The sequence below is a fragment of the Myroides sp. A21 genome (assembly GCF_000807225.1).
Taxonomy (GTDB): domain Bacteria; phylum Bacteroidota; class Bacteroidia; order Flavobacteriales; family Flavobacteriaceae; genus Flavobacterium; species Flavobacterium odoratimimum.
Window position 1 is genome coordinate 451818 of sequence record NZ_CP010327.1, and the last position, 17641, is coordinate 469458.

The following is a 17641-nucleotide window of genomic DNA, read 5'->3' on the forward strand; positions in this document are numbered from 1 at the left end:
TTCTCTTTTACTACAATACTGCTTTAAGGCTTAAGTCCATATTGTACACTGAGTGTGTTAATGCTCCTGAAGAAACATAGTTAACTCCACATAATGCATACTCTCTAACTGTGCTTTCATCGATATTACCTGACGACTCCGTTTGACATTGATCACCTATCAATGCAACAGCCTCACGTGTCATCGCATAGTCAAAATTGTCTAACAAGATACGGTGAACATTATCACAAGCTAAGATTTGCTTCACCTCATCGATGCTTCTAGCTTCTACGATGATCTTTAGCTCTTTATTATTGTCTTTTAAATATTGGTTTGTCTTTTCAATCGCTTCTTTGATACCTCCTGCGAAGTCAATATGATTATCTTTCAACATAATCATATCATAAAGAGCAAAACGGTGGTTCTCTCCTCCAGCTATCTTTACTGCCCACTTCTCTATCGCACGTATACCTGGTGTAGTCTTACGTGTATCTAATATCTTAGTACCCGTACCTTCTAATAAGTTTACGAATACACGAGTCTTCGTAGCGATAGCACTCATACGCTGCATGGCATTAAGCATTAGTCGCTCAGCCTTTAGAATAGACTGAGAAGACCCTGAGATATATAAGACTATATCTCCTACTTCTACTTTCGCTCCATCCTGAATACACACTTCTACTTCTAGAGTAGGGTCAACATAGTTCAATACTTGTTGTGCGAACTCTACTCCTGCTATATACCCTGCTTCTTTTACTAGTAATTTTGCCTTACCTGTAGCTGTAGAAGGAATACAAGCTAATGAGCTATGGTCTCCATCTCCTACATCTTCACGTATAGCGTTCTTAATAATTATATCTAATTCTGCTTGAAATTGTGCTTCTGAAATCATATTTAAAAAAAATTTGCGATGCTAAAATAAGAAATGTTTTAGCAAATCTTATTATAGAACATCGCAAACTATGAGTTATAATAACAAGCTTATCCTATCACTACACCTAACATTTTATAGAATTCTCTAAGGATATCAGGGTGTCCAGGCCATGCAGGAGAAGTAACTAAATTACCGTCTACCACAGCTTTATCTACTCCTACTTCTTTATAATGACCACCCGCTAAAGTGATATCTGGTCCTACTGCTGGATAAGCAGTCAGTGTTCTTCCATTTAATACACCTGCTGGAGTTAATACCTGAATACCGTGACAGATAGCCGCTACTGGTAAATTCTTTTCAAAGAAGTACTTCACAAAGTCAATTACCTTACTATTTAGACGGATATATTCTGAAGAACGCCCTCCACAGATATACAGTCCATTATAATCTGCTACATTCACTTCATCAAATGACTTATTGATTACAAAATTATGTCCTCTTAGTTCTGCATAAGTTTGATACCCTACAAAGTCGTGTACAGCAGTTGCAATCACTTCATTCTTCTTCTTTCCAGGACATACCACATCTACTTGTACTCCAATTGATAATAGTGCTTGATAAGGAACCATTACTTCATAATCTTCTACGAAGTCACCTGCTAACATTAAAACTGATTTTGCCATATTGTTTTTATTTAAGTTAATACCCTTCTAAGGTAAACAATTATGAGTAGTCCAAAAACTGTATCTTAAAAAATAACCATAAAATAACATCTGCTCCGAATACTTTTTAGTAACTTTAAAAATCTAATTAATCCTATTTATTTTGACTATGAGAACAAAAATCGCCTTAGTAGCTGCTACATTCTTTACACTAATCAGCTGTAACCAAAAAGTAGCCCCAACACAAGATGTCAAAGTCTTAGATCTATATACAATAGAAGTACCTGGTACATTCGCACCGATGCAAGAATTATACCCTGATGCTGATATTCAATATGGAAATACGTTTAAACAGATGTATTTAGTCACTGTACATCAAGACAAAAATAAGACGGCAAACTTCGAAGAATACGTTAAACAATCTCTAGCTAGCTATAACAAAAGAGAGAACTATGAGATAATAGTACAAGAAGATGTCCGAATAAACGGAATACCAGGGAAGAAGTATGAACTACTGATGTCTCAAGATAAAGATATGATGTATATGATACAAGTAATATTAGATGGAAAAAAAGCTAACTATCAATACATTACATGGACAACAGGGCAGAATAAAGAAGCGCAAAAAGACAACTTCTTAAACACTTTAGCTTCTTTTAAAGAACAGTAGTTTTTTTAACAAATTTTAAACATTAAAAAGTGAGCAATAATGTTATTTATCGTACCTTTATAGTACTCAAAATGAGCGCTTAAAAGCGCTTAACAAATAAATAATATTATATAAAATAATTATGAAAAAATTAAACTTAGCTCTAGCTGTTTTAGCAACAAGTACTATGTTATTCTCATGTGGTGAGAAAAAAGTAGATACAACAACTACTCCAACTGAAACGCCTGCTGAAACAACAGCAGCACCAGAAGAAGTAACAGGTGTACAAATCACGTTAAATGCAGATGATCAAATGAAATTTGACCAAACTGAAATTCGTGTTCCTGTAGGAGAGAAAGTTACATTGACTTTAAAACATACTGGTAAAATGGATAAAGCAATTATGGGGCATAACTGGGTATTATTAAAACCAGGTACAGACATGACTGCTTTTGCTACTGAAGCTGCTCAAGCAACAGAAACTGACTATATTCATCCAAGTGGTTTAGAAAATGTAGTAGCACATACTAAAACTTTAGGAGGTGGACAATCTGATACTATTGAATTCACAATTACTGAAGCAGGTACTTATGACTTCTTATGTACATTCCCTGCTCACTTCGCTTTAATGCAAGGTAAATTAATTGCTGAATAGTAATATATTTTTAATGCAAATCTTTAAATGGGGTGTTTAATTAAAACATCCCATTTTTTATTACTCTATTCTAAAGTAGTTTGTACTCTACTCTTGTAAAAGAAAACATTGTCATTTAATTTCATCAATAAACCCAAATAAAAAGCACAAAAAATGTTAAATATGACACTTTTAAAGCTTTTTAGCTCAAAATTAGTAGTCATTTTTTTCTGACTGATTGTTTATTCTTATTTAAGCATGTATATTTGTATCAACAAATTAGCATATAAAATGAAAAAAATTGTATTATCGTTAGCTGTAATCGCTACGTTAACTCTTGCATCTTGTGGAAACAAAAATGCAGATAAAGCAACAACTACAACAGAACAAGAAGTAGCTGTAGAACAAGGAGACAAATATTCAGTAAACTTGACTGAGAGTAATGTAACTTGGAAAGTAGGTCACAAAGGAGGAGTTAACCCTCGTTATGGTACTTTAACTTTAAAAGCTGGTGATATCGCTATCGATGCAAATGGGTTAAACGCAGGTTCTTATACTATCGATATGAACTCTATCAAAGTTGATCGTGCTTCTGTAAGTGCTGATGAAGATATCGCTAAATTAGAAGGTCACTTAAAAAGTGCTGACTTCTTTAACGTAGAAGCTAATTCGACTGTTGATTTCAAAATCACTAATGTAGAAGATTTCGACGCTGCTAAACACACTAGTAAAATAGAAGGAGCTAATAAAGTAGTAAGTGGAAACTTAACTATCTTAGGAAAAACTGTAAACATCACTTTCCCTGCTAAAGTAACTGTAGAGAATGGTAAAGCTGTTATGGATGCTGCATTCGTAGCTGACCGTACAGAATGGGGATTAGTATTCGGTACTACTGATAAAGATTCAGGTGCTGCTCTTAACCCTGCTGACTGGGCTATTAGTCAAGATATGGAAATAGGAATTCATTTAGTAGCTGATAAAGTAACTGAATAATTTCATTCACAATATATCCTGTAAGGGCTACTCTAACGAGTAGCTCTTATTTTTTTACCCGCTTTCTAAAAGAGGAACAAGAATAAAGCCGTAACTTTGAGTTTTGCGAATAGAAAATAGATACAATGAAGCATTTTGACATTATAATTATAGGAGGTGGCCCTATAGGTATAGCCTGTGGACTAGAAGCTAAGAAGAACGGACTTTCTTATCTAATCATAGAAAAAGGTTGTTTAGTTAATTCCTTATATCACTATCCTGTTAATATGCAGTTCTTTTCTTCTTCTGAATTATTAGAGTTAGACAAGATTCCTTTTATTAGTAAAGAAAACAAACCTCGTCGTAGTGAAGCTTTAGAATACTACCGTAGAGTGGTAACGACTAATGAACTTACGATAAACTTATTCGAAACTGTCTTAGAAGCGACTAAAAATGAAGAAGGATCATTTGATATAAAGACTTCTAAGGATAACTATACAGCTAAGGACATTATCGTAGCGACTGGTTTTTATGATATTCCAAATCCATTAAACATTCCAGGAGAACACTTACCTAAAGTTTCTCATTACTACACAGATCCTCATTATTATGCAGGTATGGATGTAGTGGTGGTAGGTGCAAGTAATTCTTCTGTAGATGCAGCATTAGAATGCTATCGCAAAGGAGCAAATGTCACTATGGTTGTAAGAGATAAAGAAATTAGTTCTCATGTAAAATATTGGGTAAAACCGGATATTGAAAATAGAATTAAAGAAGGAAGTATCACTGCCCTATTCAACAGTAACATCAAAGAAATAACTGATAATACAGTTATAATCAACACAAATAACGAAGAACTAGCAATAAAAAACGACTTTGTCCTTGCACTTACAGGATATCGTCCTAACTTTGCCTTTTTAAAACAATTAGGAGTTACAATATCTAATGATGCTAATCAGACTCCTACTTACAATACAGAAACTATGGAAACAAATGTGACGAACTTATATTTAGCAGGTGTAGTATGCGGTGGTTTAAACACGCACACTTGGTTTATTGAGAACTCTAGAATTCACGCTGTTACCATTCTTACCCACATCATCTCTAAGTATCGATATCGTCGATTTTAGGGCTTGCACTCCTTACACACCCCTTTAGCTACTACGTCTATATCATCTAGCTGAAAACCAGCTGGTACTTCTATTTTAGGGATAGACACTTGTGTTAAACAGATTGTCTTTTTACAATTATTACACACGAAATGTAGATGAGTATCGTGATGATTCTTTTCGTCACACCCCTGAGCACATAGCGCATAATGAGTAATATTATTAGTCGTAATACTATGAAGTAATCCTTTGCTTTCAAAAGTCTTTACGGTTCTATATAATGTCACTCGATCAGATTGTTCAAAGCTTGCCTCTATATCAGCAAGTGATACTGCACCTTTTTGTTGCTTCAAGAATTTTAGAACCAATAAACGCATTGCAGTAGGATTAATCTTTTTAGCTTTTAATTCTTGCTCTAAATTTAGGGTACTCATAGTCTCTCATTTTGTGTATAAACAAAGATAAACAATGTTTGTTTATCAACTCGTTTTTACGTAATCAGATTCCATTTAACAACTCTTTAGCTTAAAAACAATCAAAATATTTTAATATAAATAAACATATTTGAGTGTTGTAGTAAATAATAAAAACATATATTTATTTTTTTTACAACAATCAAACTAAAAACACAAACTCAAAGTGAATAGTAAACTTATAGGTAGTTCCCTTATTATAGCGGGTACAGCAATCGGAGGTGGAATGTTAGCCATGCCGATTATTTCGTCTGGAGTAGGATTTACAGGCATTACGATAGTAATGATCTTGATATGGTTAACGATGTGTTATACCGCTATTCTATTAGTAGAGACATATAAAGATAATAATCCTGAAGATGGGTTGAGCACGATGACTTATAAATACTTAGGTAAGGCAGGCTCTATCGTCACTGGAATAAGTATGCTAACCCTGATGTACGCTCTAGTAAGTGCTTATATCGCAGGAGGAAGTGATATCCTAAGACTGAACTTAAGTAATTGGTTAGAGACTGATATCAGTCCACAAGTGACTGCTTTTATCTTTACAATTTTATTTGGAGGTATAGTTGGTTTAGGTGCTCGAGTGGTAGATATCGCTACGAGATGGATATTTATTATCAAACTAATCTTTCTATTGATTGTTATCATTGTGATGTTTGGCTATGTCAGAATAGACAATCTCTTACAGATGCCTATAGAGAGTAAACTATTCTTCTCCTCTATTCCTGTTATTTTTACTTCATTTGGTTTTCATATTGTGGTACCAAGTATGGTAAAGTACTTAGATGGAGATATTAAGCTACTTAAAAAAGCGTTTATCTACGGTAGTCTATTACCTCTAATTGTGTATATCATCTGGCAACTATCTATCTTAGGAAGTATAGACTCTAATACTTTCTTTACAATCATAAAAGAAACACAAGGTCTAGAAGCTGTTATCATAGCTGTAAATGGTGTATCTGAGTCTAAGTGGATGAATATTCCTTTAAACATTTTCTTTGCTGCAGCTATCCTTACTTCTTTCTTAGGAGTGGCATTAGCCCTATTTGACTATGTAAAGGATTTAAGTAAAAAGAAAGCTTTTGGAAAAAACAGTGTAATTATTTACCTAATTACTTTTATACCTCCATTATTATTCGCACTTTACTATCCTAAAGGTTTTGTGATAGCACTAAGCTATGCAGCTATCTCTGTAGTGATAACCTCTTTGTTTATTCCTGTACTGATGTACATCAAAGTCAAAAAAGAAAGACAAGAGACCATATCTTTTTTACAAAAGATAGCTTTTAGCTTGATTTTTGCTTTTGGAACAAGCATCTTAGTAATACAAGTTTTAATGACAGCGGGAGTACTCCCTATTTTAGACTAATGAAACAAAAAATAAATTCGAAGAATTAAATAAATTTAAACAAATAGAAATGCAAAAAATTATCGGAAGTATCCTTATTGTCGCAGGAACGACAATCGGAGCAGGAATGTTAGCAATGCCCATTATATCAGCAAGTGTAGGCTTTACCTTTATGGCCTTTATCTTGTTCTGTATCTGGTTTGCTATGTATTATACTGCTATACTTCTGGTGGATGTCTATAAATACAACCCTCCTACAGATGGATTAAATACTTTAACAGTAAAATATCTAGGTAACTCTGGGGCTGTTGCTACAGCGCTAAGTATGCTGATACTAATGTATGCCTTAGTAAGTGCTTATATCACAGGAGGAGGTGAAATATTCAGAACTAACTTAGAGAAGTGGCTACAAGTAGAAATATCATCTCATACTTCTGCTTTTCTATTTACAGCATTATTTGGAAGTATCATCGCATTCGGCACACGTGTTGTTGACTTTAGTAATAAAATTGTATTTACAACGAAGCTAATCTTCTTGTGTATTGTAATGGCGTTATTATTACCTAAAGTAGAAATGATCCACTTACAACATTTACCTTCTTCTAGTATTCCTGTATTAGCCACTATTCCTGTAATCTTTACTAGCTTTGGGTTCTATGTAGTTATTCCAACATTGGTAAAATACTTAGACGGAAATATTAAACAATTAAAACTCGTATTTTTAATCGGAAGTATCACTCCTCTTCTATTATACTTAGTATGGGAACTTACATTCTTAGGAAACTTAGATAGCAATACCTTTACTGCTATACTACAAGAGAACTCTAAAATGGAAGGCTTATTAAAAGCAGTAAAACAAGTACACAATTCAAAAATGATTGGTATTTCTTTTACACTATTTGCTTCTGCAGCATTACTTACTTCTTTCTGGGGAGTAGCCATGGCTTTAAAAGATTATATCCAAGACTTAGGAAAGAACAAACCGCTAATCAAGAATAATATGTCGGCAATGCTATTGACCTTTATTCCTCCATTAGTATTTGCTATCTTTTATCCTGATGGATTCGTAATAGCACTAGGATATGCTTCTATCCCATTAGTAGTTCTTGCTTTAATCATGCCGATGTTAATGTTACAAAAAGCACAAAAGCAAGCAGGAGTTAAACAACCCTTTTTACAGAAACTCGCTTTCGTATTTTTATGGGGACTTTCTCTTTTGATTTTTATACTTCAAGGCCTTATGGTTGCTGAAGTTATACCAGCTTACTAAACAAGAAACAACCTTTATACAATATTAGCCGACTTAACCTAGATTAAGAAATTTCTAGATTAAGTCGGCTTTCTATTTTTAAACCACTACTCCTCAGTACCTTTGTCCTAATAAAATAACACCGTATGAAAAATATAGTTTTGATAGGAGCGTCTGGATATGTAGGTAGTGCTATATTAAACGAATTGATACATCGTCAATACAACGTTACAGCAATCGCTAGAAATACCTCAACAATATCTAATAGCGCTTTAGTAAAAAAAGTAGCGCTAGATATAACAGATCAAAAAGAACTCGTAAAGATGATAACAGGCGCAGATGTAGTCATCAGTGCATTCAATGCAGGATGGTCAAATCCTAATCTTTACGAAGACTTCACAACAGGAATACAGACTATACACAATGCTGTAAAAGAAGCTAAAGTAGAGCGCTTAATTGTAATCGGTGGAGCAGGTACACTGTATATTAAACCAGGGCTACAGTTAGTAGACACAGCAGATTTTCCTGACTTTATTAAACCAGGTGCTACAGCAGTAAGAGACTATTTTGAGCAGGTATTAAGTAAAGAAAACGGTTTTATCTGGACATACTTTAGCCCTGCGATAGAAATGAACCCACAAAACCCTGGAAAGCGCACAGGACACTTTAGACTAAGTAATAATACTCCTGTCTATGATAGCGAATGTAGAAGTAGAATATCTGTAGAGGATGTAGCTGTCGCTATAGTAGATGAAGTAGAGAACGAACAGTTTAAAAACACACAATTTACAATAGGTTACTAAAATTCATAATAAGTCCCCATAAGGGAAACAACAGTTCAACAACAAAATAATAGCAATTCTTCCCTTACTAAAAAAGGCTGTAAATCTAATTGATTTACAGCCTTTTTACTTTACTATTTCGATAAGATATATCTTACTACATGTTCTGCTGAGTTTAAACCAAACAAGGCTGGCATCCAACTATTCGTCCCAAAAAATGACTTTTTAAAGTTACTACCATCTGTCATCTTTAAGCTACTCTCGTCAGGTTTTTCTGTAGAGAAGATTGCTTTTACCCCAGAAGATATTCCTTCTTTCTTTAGGCGCTTTCTGATCTGCTTCGCTAGTGGACATACATCTGTCTTACTGATATCTTTAATCACAATCTTATTTGCCATCATCTTTCCTCCTGCTCCCATCGCACTGATTACTTTTACCTTCTTGCGTTTAGCTGCCAAAATAAGGTTAATCTTAGGTGTAATACTATCAATACAATCTAATACATAATCAAAGTCCTCTGTCACAATCTCATGAGCACGCTCTGGAGAAATAAACTCTTCTATACGAATCAAGTTAAGCTCTGGGTTAATATCCATCAATCTATCTCCTACAACTTTCACTTTTGGCATACCGATCGTAGAGTGTAAAGCGGGTAACTGTCTATTGATATTCGTAATATCTACAGTATCTCCATCTACGATAGTCATATTTCCTACTCCTGCTCTAGCTAAAAACTCAGCTGCAAATGATCCAACTCCTCCTAATCCTACTACTAATACTTTCGCATCTTTTAGTTTTTGCAATCCTTCTTCCTTAAAAAGTAATTCTGCTCTTTCTTGCCAAATTGCCATTTATTCTACTTATTATATCAATCTAAGACTGATGTTATCTATTAAAAACTGTTTTATAATTCTGTTCTATGATCGCTTCTATATTCATATCTAATGCGCTTGCCACAGTATATACGTCCTCTATGGTTATCTCCTTAGCATCATCTGTTTCTAAAAACAACTGCTCTCTTGGTACTTTCAAGAAGGTACTTCTCAATGCCTCGTTATAAATAAGGTGTTTACCAAAAGACAAATAAAACCCATTCTTCCACAGACTCTCTGCTACTTGCTCTTTTTTATTGAAGCCATGTATAATCAGAGGAACCGTAATCTGTAACTCTTTCTTGATCTGTATAACTTCTTGATAAGCTGAAACGACGTGCAAAATTACTGCTTTTTTATACTTTTCTGCAAGTAGTAATTGCTTCTTAAATACTTCTATCTGTAGATTTAACGAAATATTGATCTTCTTATCTAATCCACACTCTCCTATCGCTAAACAATTTGGCTGTTGTAGCTGCTCTTCTAACAAGGCTAACTCTTCCTCTAAACGCTCTTCCTGGATATACCATGGATGTATACCAACAGTATAGGTAGGAAGGGTATTATCCACTGTCAGAGGATACTGATTGATGATTTCTATTATCCCCTGCTGTGCTGTAATATGATGAGTGTGTGTATTGATTTTCATACATACGAAGATAAAAAAAAGCCTCTAATTAGTAAACTAACTAGAGGCTTCTATATCTAAGAGATACTACACTATTTTAATCCAGCTAAGCTGTGTTCGATAGTTGCTATTTTAGCTAAAGCATCTGCTTCTTTCTTTCTTTCGTTCTCGATAACCTGAGCAGGTGCACCACCAACGAACTTCTCGTTAGATAGTTTTCCTTGTACAGATTTCAAGAATCCTTTTAAATATTTCAACTCTTCTTCTAACTTAGCGATTTCTTCTTCTAAGTTCACACTTCCTGTTACAGGAATGAAGTACTCATTAGATTTCACACGGTAAGATAGTGCACCACTTACTTGCTCTGTTACATACTCTATAGCAACTACGTTACCTAATTTAGAGATGATACTGTCGAAGTATGTAGATGTTTTCTCGTTGTTGATTACTTTTAAATCTATCGTTTCTTTAAACGAAATATTCTTGTCTTTTCTGATTGTACGGATACCAGCGATAACTTCAGTAGCGAATTCAAACTCTTTAATCAAGTTCTCATCAAATGATTTCATCTCTGGCCATGAAGATACTACTAATGCTGCAGCAGCAGTACGCTCATTAATATGTTGCCAAATCTCTTCTGATAAGAATGGCATAAATGGATGTAACAACTTCAAGTTCGCTTCTAATAACTCGATAGTCTTGTCAAAAGTAGCTTTGTCTATTGGCTGTTGGTATCCTGGTTTAATCATTTCTAAGAACCAAGAACAAAAGTCATCCCATACTAATTTATAGATCGTCATTAACGCATCCGAAATTCTGTATTTAGAGAAGTGATCTTCTATCTCTACTAATGCACTCTGTAACTTCGCTTCGTACCACGCTAATGATACTTTAGCAGATTCTGGTTGTGCTAATGTCTCAGACACTTCCCATCCTTTGATTAGACGGAATGCATTCCATACCTTATTTGTGAAAGCTTTACCTTGAGCACATAACTCCTCGTCAAACATAATATCGTTACCAGCAGACGCAGATAATAATAATCCTACACGTACACCATCAGCACCGAACTTATCGATTAATCCTAGTGCATCAGGAGAGTTTCCTAATGACTTAGACATCTTACGACGTTGTTTATCTCTTACGATACCTGTGAAGTAAACATTCGTAAATGGTTTCTTACCAGTGTACTCATATCCAGACATAATCATACGTGCTACCCAGAAGAAGATAATATCTGGACCAGTCACTAAGTCATTCGTTGGATAATAGTAGTTATACTCTTCATTCTCTGGCTGTGTAATTCCGTTAAATACAGACATTGGCCAAATCCAAGAAGAGAACCATGTATCTAGTGCATCTTCATCTTGTTTTAAATCAGCAGCAGTCAAAGCAGCATTACCTGATTTTACTTTAGCTAATTCTACAGCAGCTTCGATATTCTCAGCTACTACGAAGTCTTCTTTACCAGCTCCATAGTAGAATGCAGGTATCTGGTGTCCCCACCATAACTGACGAGAGATATTCCAATCGCGGATATTCTCTAACCAGCTTCTATAAGTATTGTTATATCTACTTGGGTATAACTTTACATCTTCTGTTTCTAATACCGCATCTAAAGCAGGCTTAGCTAACTCTTCCATCTTAAGGAACCACTGATCAGAAAGTCTTGGTTCTATAACAGCTTTTGTACGCTCAGAAGTACCTACATTGTTAATATAGTTCTCTACTTTGTCTAAAGCTCCGATAGATTTTAACTCTGCCTCTATCTCTTTACGAACTACAAAACGGTCTTTACCAGCGTAGTGTAATCCTAATTCATTCAGTGTAGCATCAGCATTAAAGATATCTATAATCTCTAAGTTATGTCTCTCTCCTAGATCCTTATCATTCACATCGTGAGCAGGAGTCACTTTAAGACATCCTGTACCGAACTCCATATCTACATATTCGTCGAAGATGATAGGCACCACTCTATTACAGATTGGTACGATAGCCTTTTTACCTTTTAGGTGTGTATAGCGTTCATCATTAGGGTTAATACAGATAGCAGAATCTCCTAAGATAGTCTCTGGACGTGTAGTCGCAATTACTAGATAGTCATTAGATCCTTCTATTTGATATTTTAGATGGTATAACTTCCCTTGGCGCTCTTCATAGATTACTTCCTCATCAGATAAAGTAGTCTTCGCTTCAGGATCCCAGTTTACCATGCGGTACCCTCTATAGATTAATCCTTTGTTATATAGGTCAACAAATACTTTTATCACTTGCTCAGACATCTCTGGGTCCATAGTGAACTTCGTACGATCCCAATCACAAGAACAACCTAATTTTTTAAGTTGATCTAAGATTACTCCTCCGTACTCTTCTTTCCACTCCCAAGCATGTGCTAAGAACTCTTCGCGTGTTAAATCGTTTTTATTGATACCCTGCTCTCTCAATTTTGCGACGACTTTAGCTTCAGTAGCGATAGAGGCGTGATCCGTTCCAGGAACCCAACAAGCGTTAAGCCCTTTTAAACGAGCACGACGTATTAATACATCTTGAATCGTATTGTTCAACATATGTCCCATGTGTAATACACCCGTCACGTTCGGTGGTGGTATTACAATCGTGTAAGGCTCTCTGTGGTCAGGAGTTGAGTGGAAGAAATTATTCTCCATCCAGTACTCATACCATTTTTGCTCTACTTGCTTCGCGTCAAATTGTGCAGGAATTGTCATTTACTTATTAATTTTACTTGTTTTTAACATTTTTTAAAGACACATCCAAAGATAACAATACTTTAATCAAATTTTAATCTAAGCACTCTTTCTTTTTACGTACCTTTGTATCATGCAAAAATATGGATTACTATGTAATTACAAAAGATAACACATTACTTTAAATGTTTATTTTTATTTGCGAGTATTCCTAAAGTTTTTAATTTTACAAAACAACAAATAGAAAAATAATGAAAAACATTTTAGCATTATTAGTTTTGGTTTTGACAAGTGCAGTAACATTCGCACAAAAAGGACCAAAAATCGAGTTTAAAGCAGAGAACAATACTATCGATTACGGTACTGTTGTAAGAGGGAAAGATAATGGAGTTAGAACTTTTGAGTTTACTAACGTTGGTGATGAGCCATTAATCATTACAGCTGTAAGATCTACATGTGGATGTACAGTACCTTCTAAACCTGAAGAACCTATTTTACCAGGTCAAAAAAGTAAAATAGACGTACAGTATAATATGGCTCCTGGTAAAATCAGTAGAACTATCACTGTAGAATCTAATGCTGTGAACTATACTAACGGTGTAGTAGCACTACGCATCAAAGGTGAAGTTGTAAACAACTAATCAGAAAATAGACAGAAAAACAAAAGGGATCGCTCACGCGATCCCTTTCTTATTTTATACGATAAGTAATTCTTTATTTCTTAAAGAAGATATTATTAGCAATTGCTTTCTCGAAGTTCTTCACTTCTTTAATTTGTATTTTAGCATCAAAGCCCTTGATATGTTTGGTATGGTGGATATCAGATCCTACGAAGTCTATCATATCATTGTTCAACAGATAGTTTGCAGCCTCTAATACATGACTTCCATAGTATCCTGTAGTAGACAATAAGTTCATCTGAAACTTACACCCTGATTTTTTAAGCTTCTTATACATTTCTGTATTCTTGTGATAGAAGTTATAACGCTCTGGATGCGCTAAGATAATCTCATACCCATTCGATTTTAAATGGAATAAAATATCCATTAATTGTATAGGTGGGTTGATATAAGACATCTCTACTAATACATAGTTATCTTTTAATGTCAATAGCTTCTCTGAATGAATGCGCTGTAAGAAACTCTCATCCATCATATACTCAGAAGCCACTCTCAGCTGAAGAGACTCCGCCTCTGTAGGTAGTACCTCTAATACCTCATCATACTTAGCTAAGATTCCTTCTTTAGTATTATCCCATACTAGTGGTGTAGTATGTGGAGTGGTAATCGCTTGGTCAAAGCCCATCGCTTTCATCGACTCTATAATAGTCTTTGTATCCTCTTTAGTCTGCGCCCCATCATCAATACCAAACATTAAATGAGAGTGAATATCTACATAATTATTTGGAATTAATGTTTTAAGCTCTGGTTTAGATTTAAATAATCCGAACATATCTTTATATTATTTTTTCTGATTAGGTCTACTTGTTATACTTCTTAGCTATACGCATTTCTATAGCCAAACTCACAAGAGTCAACAATACTAATGGCAAGGTCACTAATAACTTTTCGCTAGTAATATTCAATACGATATACAAAATTACACAAACTAAAGTTAACAACTGAAGTAACTTAGCTATCTTGACATTCTTTCTTATAAAAGGTAAGATTAAGAATATAGGACTACACAGTAGCACTGTATTATTACTTAACAGTTCGCCATGAAGAGAGTAAAACCCTACGACAAAGAAGAAAATACCTAACAGCCCTAAGATGACAAAATACACACTTCTAACGCCTCTCTGAGTCATTAGTCCTGCTAACACTAAAACGACAAGACTAAAGAACCACATAGAGTTCACACTTATACCTGATTTCTCCGTAGATACTTCTGGCTCAAAAACAGTCACTGTCTCAGGAACCAAAGGTTTTCCGTTGACTTTAGTCTCTGCTAACCCTTGCATAAACTTATCTGGTAAGAACAGTAAAGTAGAATGAGCATCTACCTTAGAACCGAATATTAAATTAATTCCTAGCATCTCGAAGTATCTCTTATTCAGATACGAGTTTAAGATGGTTCTATAAGTAGCTGTGTTCCCTTGTACATCTACTTTTACAGGTGTCGCTATACTATTATTAATAATATCTACCGCCTTAGTAGTACAGTTCTGATCTATAAACTTATATACATAGAATTTATTCTCTTCTTCTAAGGATTCGTTCAGTTTTTGCCATATCTCTTCTTTCTGAGTTGGCGTCAAGTCTAGTACTTGTTCATACACTGCTCTATTATCATATACATAACTCCCAATGAAGTTTCTATACGTAGAATAATCTGCGTAGTATAAAAGATCTCCCTTTACGAACTTTCCATAAAAATTAGGTGTTCTAAAATCAAACATTCCATAATTATATACCCTATCTATCCCCTCAAAAGGATCACTTACGCGTATCGCTGTATGCCCGAATAGTGAATACAACTCATCTCCCGTACCACAAGTAAGTACACTTATCTCTGCTCTATCAGAGAGTGGTCGTTCTTTAGAGAAAGCCATCTGCACTACAAAAAGGCAGAAAAGCAGATATATAATTTTCTTTGTCATCTATTCTTCTTGATTTATAACTAAGCGTTCTATTTGCTCTTTACAAAAATACTTTACTAATCTTTGATTTACAATAAAAACATACACTCTAAACTATTTATGAATAACCTTCTTGTACCACAGTTAAAACGTAGCTTCTCATCTGCTACTGCTCCTATCTTCTTCGCAAGAACTAAATTATATCAACACAACACCTCCATGATAACTCCGTTAAAACTAACTATAAAACGGAGTCACTACGGACTCACTACGGACTCAATGCAACTAAAACCATGTTAATCTGGCTATAAGTACAATACTAGGTATAACCTCTTCTATCCTTTAATTAACTTGATCCAATGTAGTCTGTTCTCTACTTATCAAATATATTAATTATCTAATAAACGTTTAGTTACCTAAATAGAGTACATCAAATAATAAAACATCTATAAAGATAAATGGCATTATCTAAAGTAATCCTTATAAACACTATAAAAATTAGTAACTTTATGATACATTTGTATCAATAAATACAAGTAAACCGTTATAGAGTTTATATAAACAAACAAATTTCAGTTATGAAAAAACACATTCCTAATGCTATCACTTTATTAAACTTACTTTCAGGATTAATTGCGTTAGTGTATGCATTTGATGATAATATACACATGGCTTTCTTATGGGTATGTATAGGAATCTTTTTTGACTATTGGGACGGCTTTGTAGCACGTATCCTTAATGTAAAAAGTGAAATGGGATTACAGTTAGACTCACTAGCCGATATGGTGACTAGTGGAGTAGTTCCAGGATTAGTAGTTTATAAAATGCTAGCTAATATTCAAGAAAACCAAGAGATCTATAACCTTACCCCTGAGACCTACTATATGGGAGTAGTTCCATACTTAGGGTTTATCATCACATTAGGAGCTGCGTATAGATTAGCCAAATTTAATATCGATACTAGACAGACTGATTCGTTTATCGGATTACCTACACCAGGTAATGCTCTATTCATCTTAAGTATCCCGATGATTATCTCTACGACTAAATCAGAAGAGATTATCTCCTTATTAAGCAATCCTTACTTATTAGTGGTGATCAGTATCTTAAGTGCTATCATCATGAATGCAGAACTTCCATTGTTCTCATTAAAAATCAAGCCTAATAATCTAGGAGCTTATAAACTTCAGATAGGATTTATGCTACTATCATTAGTACTACTAGCTACTCTATTATATCTAGCTATACCTATTATTATACTAGTATATATCTTACTATCTATCATCATGAATATGACAAAAAAGCAAACTACTAACTAAAAATAAGAAACGCTATCTCTCCAGATAGCGTTTTTCATTTGGTCTATATCTAAAAAGTGTACTATTTCATCCTTATGACTATGTTGCCCCTTTTTTATGCCAATTCTTTATTGAATAATTATTATTCTCATTTATACAACTATCCAAAACAGCAATAATCACAATATGAGCAATTGACTATAAAACAATCACTTTACCTCTAAAACACTAGTCATTGGCACACTTATTGAAAACTTTATTACAAACTTTTTTTTCATACTACTTTTTTGCCCTATACACCTTACCCCCTTTGTATAGGGCTTTTTTTATTGTTTTTTTTACACCATAGAACCAAGGTTAGCATCATCATGTTTTCCTTCTTCATGAAGCGTTAACTCATCACAGAATACTATTTTCTCATTTTCTATTACAAAAGTTGCAATTACTTTTACCTTACTCACAGAGCCATCATTTCTATATACTGAAACACTGTGATTAGTAAAAACAAGATTTCCCTCTTCTGCCATATAATTAAAGGTAATAGACAGTCTCTCGGTTACCTCTTTTAATTTTTTAATATGATTACTAAAAATGGTGTAGTCTAGCCTCTTTCCATCAACACATTGGATATAATCAGTAGAAAAATAGGTAGCTATCACTTCTGGACGATACTGAGGACTCTCTAATAGATTTACAAAACAGTCTTTTATCAATTCTTTATTGGTCATATTTCATTTCTTAAATTACAAATACGAAAGTAAAACACTGTCTAAAGAAGCGCGATAACAATTGTTATCAAATAAAACTTTTATAAAGACACTAT

Annotated in this window: 18 protein-coding genes; 9 read left to right on the forward strand and 9 right to left on the reverse strand. The window is 34.2% G+C overall.

The features are described from left to right. Positions 1 to 10: 10 nt before the first annotated feature. On the reverse strand, positions 11 to 871 hold the full coding sequence (gene nadC / locus MYRA21_RS02105) for a carboxylating nicotinate-nucleotide diphosphorylase (protein WP_006260245.1): 861 nt from the start codon (positions 869 to 871) through the stop codon (positions 11 to 13). An 89-nt stretch (positions 872 to 960) separates the two neighbouring features. Beyond that, on the reverse strand, positions 961 to 1536 hold the full coding sequence (locus tag MYRA21_RS02110; RefSeq protein ID WP_006260246.1) for a DJ-1/PfpI family protein: 576 nt from the start codon (positions 1534 to 1536) through the stop codon (positions 961 to 963). 148 nt (positions 1537 to 1684) lie between these two features. On the opposite strand from MYRA21_RS02110, the gene MYRA21_RS02115 reads away from it, so the two are divergent. The 4 genes from MYRA21_RS02115 to MYRA21_RS02130 all read left to right on the forward strand — a co-directional run bounded on the left by MYRA21_RS02115 (position 1685) and on the right by MYRA21_RS02130 (position 4900). Next, positions 1685 to 2185, forward strand: a complete 501-nt coding sequence (locus MYRA21_RS02115) for a hypothetical protein (RefSeq protein WP_006260247.1) — start codon at positions 1685 to 1687, stop codon at positions 2183 to 2185. A gap of 121 nt (positions 2186 to 2306) precedes the next feature. Further along, positions 2307 to 2819 (forward strand): azurin, encoded by a 513-nt coding sequence (gene azu / locus MYRA21_RS02120; protein ID WP_006260248.1) that lies wholly within the window; start codon positions 2307 to 2309, stop codon positions 2817 to 2819. Positions 2820 to 3089: 270 nt separating this feature from the next. Next, positions 3090 to 3791, forward strand: coding sequence for a YceI family protein (locus tag MYRA21_RS02125; protein WP_006260250.1), 702 nt, complete (start codon positions 3090 to 3092; stop codon positions 3789 to 3791). A gap of 125 nt (positions 3792 to 3916) precedes the next feature. Continuing rightward, positions 3917 to 4900: a YpdA family putative bacillithiol disulfide reductase gene (locus MYRA21_RS02130; protein ID WP_006260251.1), complete on the forward strand. Its 984-nt coding sequence runs from the start codon at positions 3917 to 3919 to the stop codon at positions 4898 to 4900. On the opposite strand, the gene MYRA21_RS02135 is transcribed toward MYRA21_RS02130, so the two are convergent. Then, a complete protein-coding gene (locus tag MYRA21_RS02135) occupies positions 4897 to 5313 on the reverse strand; it encodes a Fur family transcriptional regulator (RefSeq protein WP_006260252.1) in 417 nt (138 codons plus the stop codon). The genes MYRA21_RS02130 and MYRA21_RS02135 overlap by 4 nt on opposite strands. 205 nt (positions 5314 to 5518) lie before the next feature. On the opposite strand from MYRA21_RS02135, the gene MYRA21_RS02140 reads away from it, so the two are divergent. The 3 genes from MYRA21_RS02140 to MYRA21_RS02150 all read left to right on the forward strand — a co-directional run bounded on the left by MYRA21_RS02140 (position 5519) and on the right by MYRA21_RS02150 (position 8755). Then, entirely contained in the window at positions 5519 to 6724 is a 1206-nt protein-coding gene (locus tag MYRA21_RS02140) for an aromatic amino acid transport family protein (RefSeq protein WP_006260253.1), read from the forward strand. A 49-nt stretch (positions 6725 to 6773) separates the two neighbouring features. Further along, complete coding sequence (locus tag MYRA21_RS02145) at positions 6774 to 7973, forward strand: aromatic amino acid transport family protein (RefSeq protein WP_006260254.1); 1200 nt, start codon at positions 6774 to 6776, stop codon at positions 7971 to 7973. A gap of 125 nt (positions 7974 to 8098) precedes the next feature. Next, positions 8099 to 8755: an NAD(P)-dependent oxidoreductase gene (locus tag MYRA21_RS02150; RefSeq protein WP_039328452.1), complete on the forward strand. Its 657-nt coding sequence runs from the start codon at positions 8099 to 8101 to the stop codon at positions 8753 to 8755. Between the two features lie 113 nt (positions 8756 to 8868). On the opposite strand, the gene MYRA21_RS02155 is transcribed toward MYRA21_RS02150, so the two are convergent. The 3 genes from MYRA21_RS02155 to MYRA21_RS02165 form a co-directional block, all read right to left on the reverse strand. Next, a complete protein-coding gene (locus MYRA21_RS02155) occupies positions 8869 to 9585 on the reverse strand; it encodes a ThiF family adenylyltransferase (RefSeq protein WP_006260257.1) in 717 nt (238 codons plus the stop codon). A gap of 34 nt (positions 9586 to 9619) precedes the next feature. Further along, positions 9620 to 10255, reverse strand: a complete 636-nt coding sequence (locus tag MYRA21_RS02160; protein ID WP_006260258.1) for a TatD family hydrolase — start codon at positions 10253 to 10255, stop codon at positions 9620 to 9622. A gap of 71 nt (positions 10256 to 10326) precedes the next feature. Continuing rightward, positions 10327 to 12960, reverse strand: a complete 2634-nt coding sequence (locus MYRA21_RS02165) for a valine--tRNA ligase (RefSeq protein ID WP_006260259.1) — start codon at positions 12958 to 12960, stop codon at positions 10327 to 10329. A 230-nt stretch (positions 12961 to 13190) separates the two neighbouring features. Between MYRA21_RS02165 and MYRA21_RS02170 the strand changes: the two genes are divergently transcribed. After that, positions 13191 to 13580, forward strand: a complete 390-nt coding sequence (locus MYRA21_RS02170; protein WP_006260260.1) for a DUF1573 domain-containing protein — start codon at positions 13191 to 13193, stop codon at positions 13578 to 13580. A gap of 73 nt (positions 13581 to 13653) precedes the next feature. Here MYRA21_RS02170 and MYRA21_RS02175 read toward each other — a convergent pair whose 3' ends face one another. Together MYRA21_RS02175 and MYRA21_RS02180 are read right to left on the reverse strand one after the other, a co-directional pair. Further along, positions 13654 to 14391: a tyrosine-protein phosphatase gene (locus MYRA21_RS02175; RefSeq protein WP_006260261.1), complete on the reverse strand. Its 738-nt coding sequence runs from the start codon at positions 14389 to 14391 to the stop codon at positions 13654 to 13656. Between the two features lie 28 nt (positions 14392 to 14419). Beyond that, on the reverse strand, positions 14420 to 15541 hold the full coding sequence (locus tag MYRA21_RS02180) for a DUF4105 domain-containing protein (RefSeq protein WP_006260262.1): 1122 nt from the start codon (positions 15539 to 15541) through the stop codon (positions 14420 to 14422). A gap of 557 nt (positions 15542 to 16098) precedes the next feature. On the opposite strand from MYRA21_RS02180, the gene MYRA21_RS02185 reads away from it, so the two are divergent. Continuing rightward, positions 16099 to 16839: a phosphatidylcholine/phosphatidylserine synthase gene (locus MYRA21_RS02185; protein ID WP_006260264.1), complete on the forward strand. Its 741-nt coding sequence runs from the start codon at positions 16099 to 16101 to the stop codon at positions 16837 to 16839. A gap of 317 nt (positions 16840 to 17156) precedes the next feature. Here the strand turns inward: MYRA21_RS02185 and MYRA21_RS02190 are convergent, their stop codons facing one another. Then, positions 17157 to 17546, reverse strand: coding sequence for a hypothetical protein (locus MYRA21_RS02190; RefSeq protein ID WP_006260265.1), 390 nt, complete (start codon positions 17544 to 17546; stop codon positions 17157 to 17159). Positions 17547 to 17641 lie beyond the last annotated feature (95 nt).

Excerpts from the sequence above, each read along its gene's own strand:
- nadC (WP_006260245.1), bottom strand. The coding sequence starts at position 871 with ATGATTTCAGAAGCACAATTTCAAGCAGAATTAGATATAATTATTAAG.
- MYRA21_RS02110 (WP_006260246.1), bottom strand. The coding sequence starts at position 1,536 with ATGGCAAAATCAGTTTTAATGTTAGCAGGTGACTTCGTAGAAGATTAT.
- MYRA21_RS02115 (WP_006260247.1), top strand. The coding sequence starts at position 1,685 with ATGAGAACAAAAATCGCCTTAGTAGCTGCTACATTCTTTACACTAATC.
- azu (WP_006260248.1), top strand. The coding sequence starts at position 2,307 with ATGAAAAAATTAAACTTAGCTCTAGCTGTTTTAGCAACAAGTACTATG.
- MYRA21_RS02125 (WP_006260250.1), top strand. The coding sequence starts at position 3,090 with ATGAAAAAAATTGTATTATCGTTAGCTGTAATCGCTACGTTAACTCTT.
- MYRA21_RS02130 (WP_006260251.1), top strand. The coding sequence starts at position 3,917 with ATGAAGCATTTTGACATTATAATTATAGGAGGTGGCCCTATAGGTATA.
- MYRA21_RS02135 (WP_006260252.1), bottom strand. The coding sequence starts at position 5,313 with ATGAGTACCCTAAATTTAGAGCAAGAATTAAAAGCTAAAAAGATTAAT.
- MYRA21_RS02145 (WP_006260254.1), top strand. The coding sequence starts at position 6,774 with ATGCAAAAAATTATCGGAAGTATCCTTATTGTCGCAGGAACGACAATC.
- MYRA21_RS02150 (WP_039328452.1), top strand. The coding sequence starts at position 8,099 with ATGAAAAATATAGTTTTGATAGGAGCGTCTGGATATGTAGGTAGTGCT.
- MYRA21_RS02155 (WP_006260257.1), bottom strand. The coding sequence starts at position 9,585 with ATGGCAATTTGGCAAGAAAGAGCAGAATTACTTTTTAAGGAAGAAGGA.
- MYRA21_RS02160 (WP_006260258.1), bottom strand. The coding sequence starts at position 10,255 with ATGAAAATCAATACACACACTCATCATATTACAGCACAGCAGGGGATA.
- MYRA21_RS02165 (WP_006260259.1), bottom strand. The coding sequence starts at position 12,960 with ATGACAATTCCTGCACAATTTGACGCGAAGCAAGTAGAGCAAAAATGG.
- MYRA21_RS02170 (WP_006260260.1), top strand. The coding sequence starts at position 13,191 with ATGAAAAACATTTTAGCATTATTAGTTTTGGTTTTGACAAGTGCAGTA.
- MYRA21_RS02175 (WP_006260261.1), bottom strand. The coding sequence starts at position 14,391 with ATGTTCGGATTATTTAAATCTAAACCAGAGCTTAAAACATTAATTCCA.
- MYRA21_RS02180 (WP_006260262.1), bottom strand. The coding sequence starts at position 15,541 with ATGACAAAGAAAATTATATATCTGCTTTTCTGCCTTTTTGTAGTGCAG.
- MYRA21_RS02185 (WP_006260264.1), top strand. The coding sequence starts at position 16,099 with ATGAAAAAACACATTCCTAATGCTATCACTTTATTAAACTTACTTTCA.
- MYRA21_RS02190 (WP_006260265.1), bottom strand. The coding sequence starts at position 17,546 with ATGACCAATAAAGAATTGATAAAAGACTGTTTTGTAAATCTATTAGAG.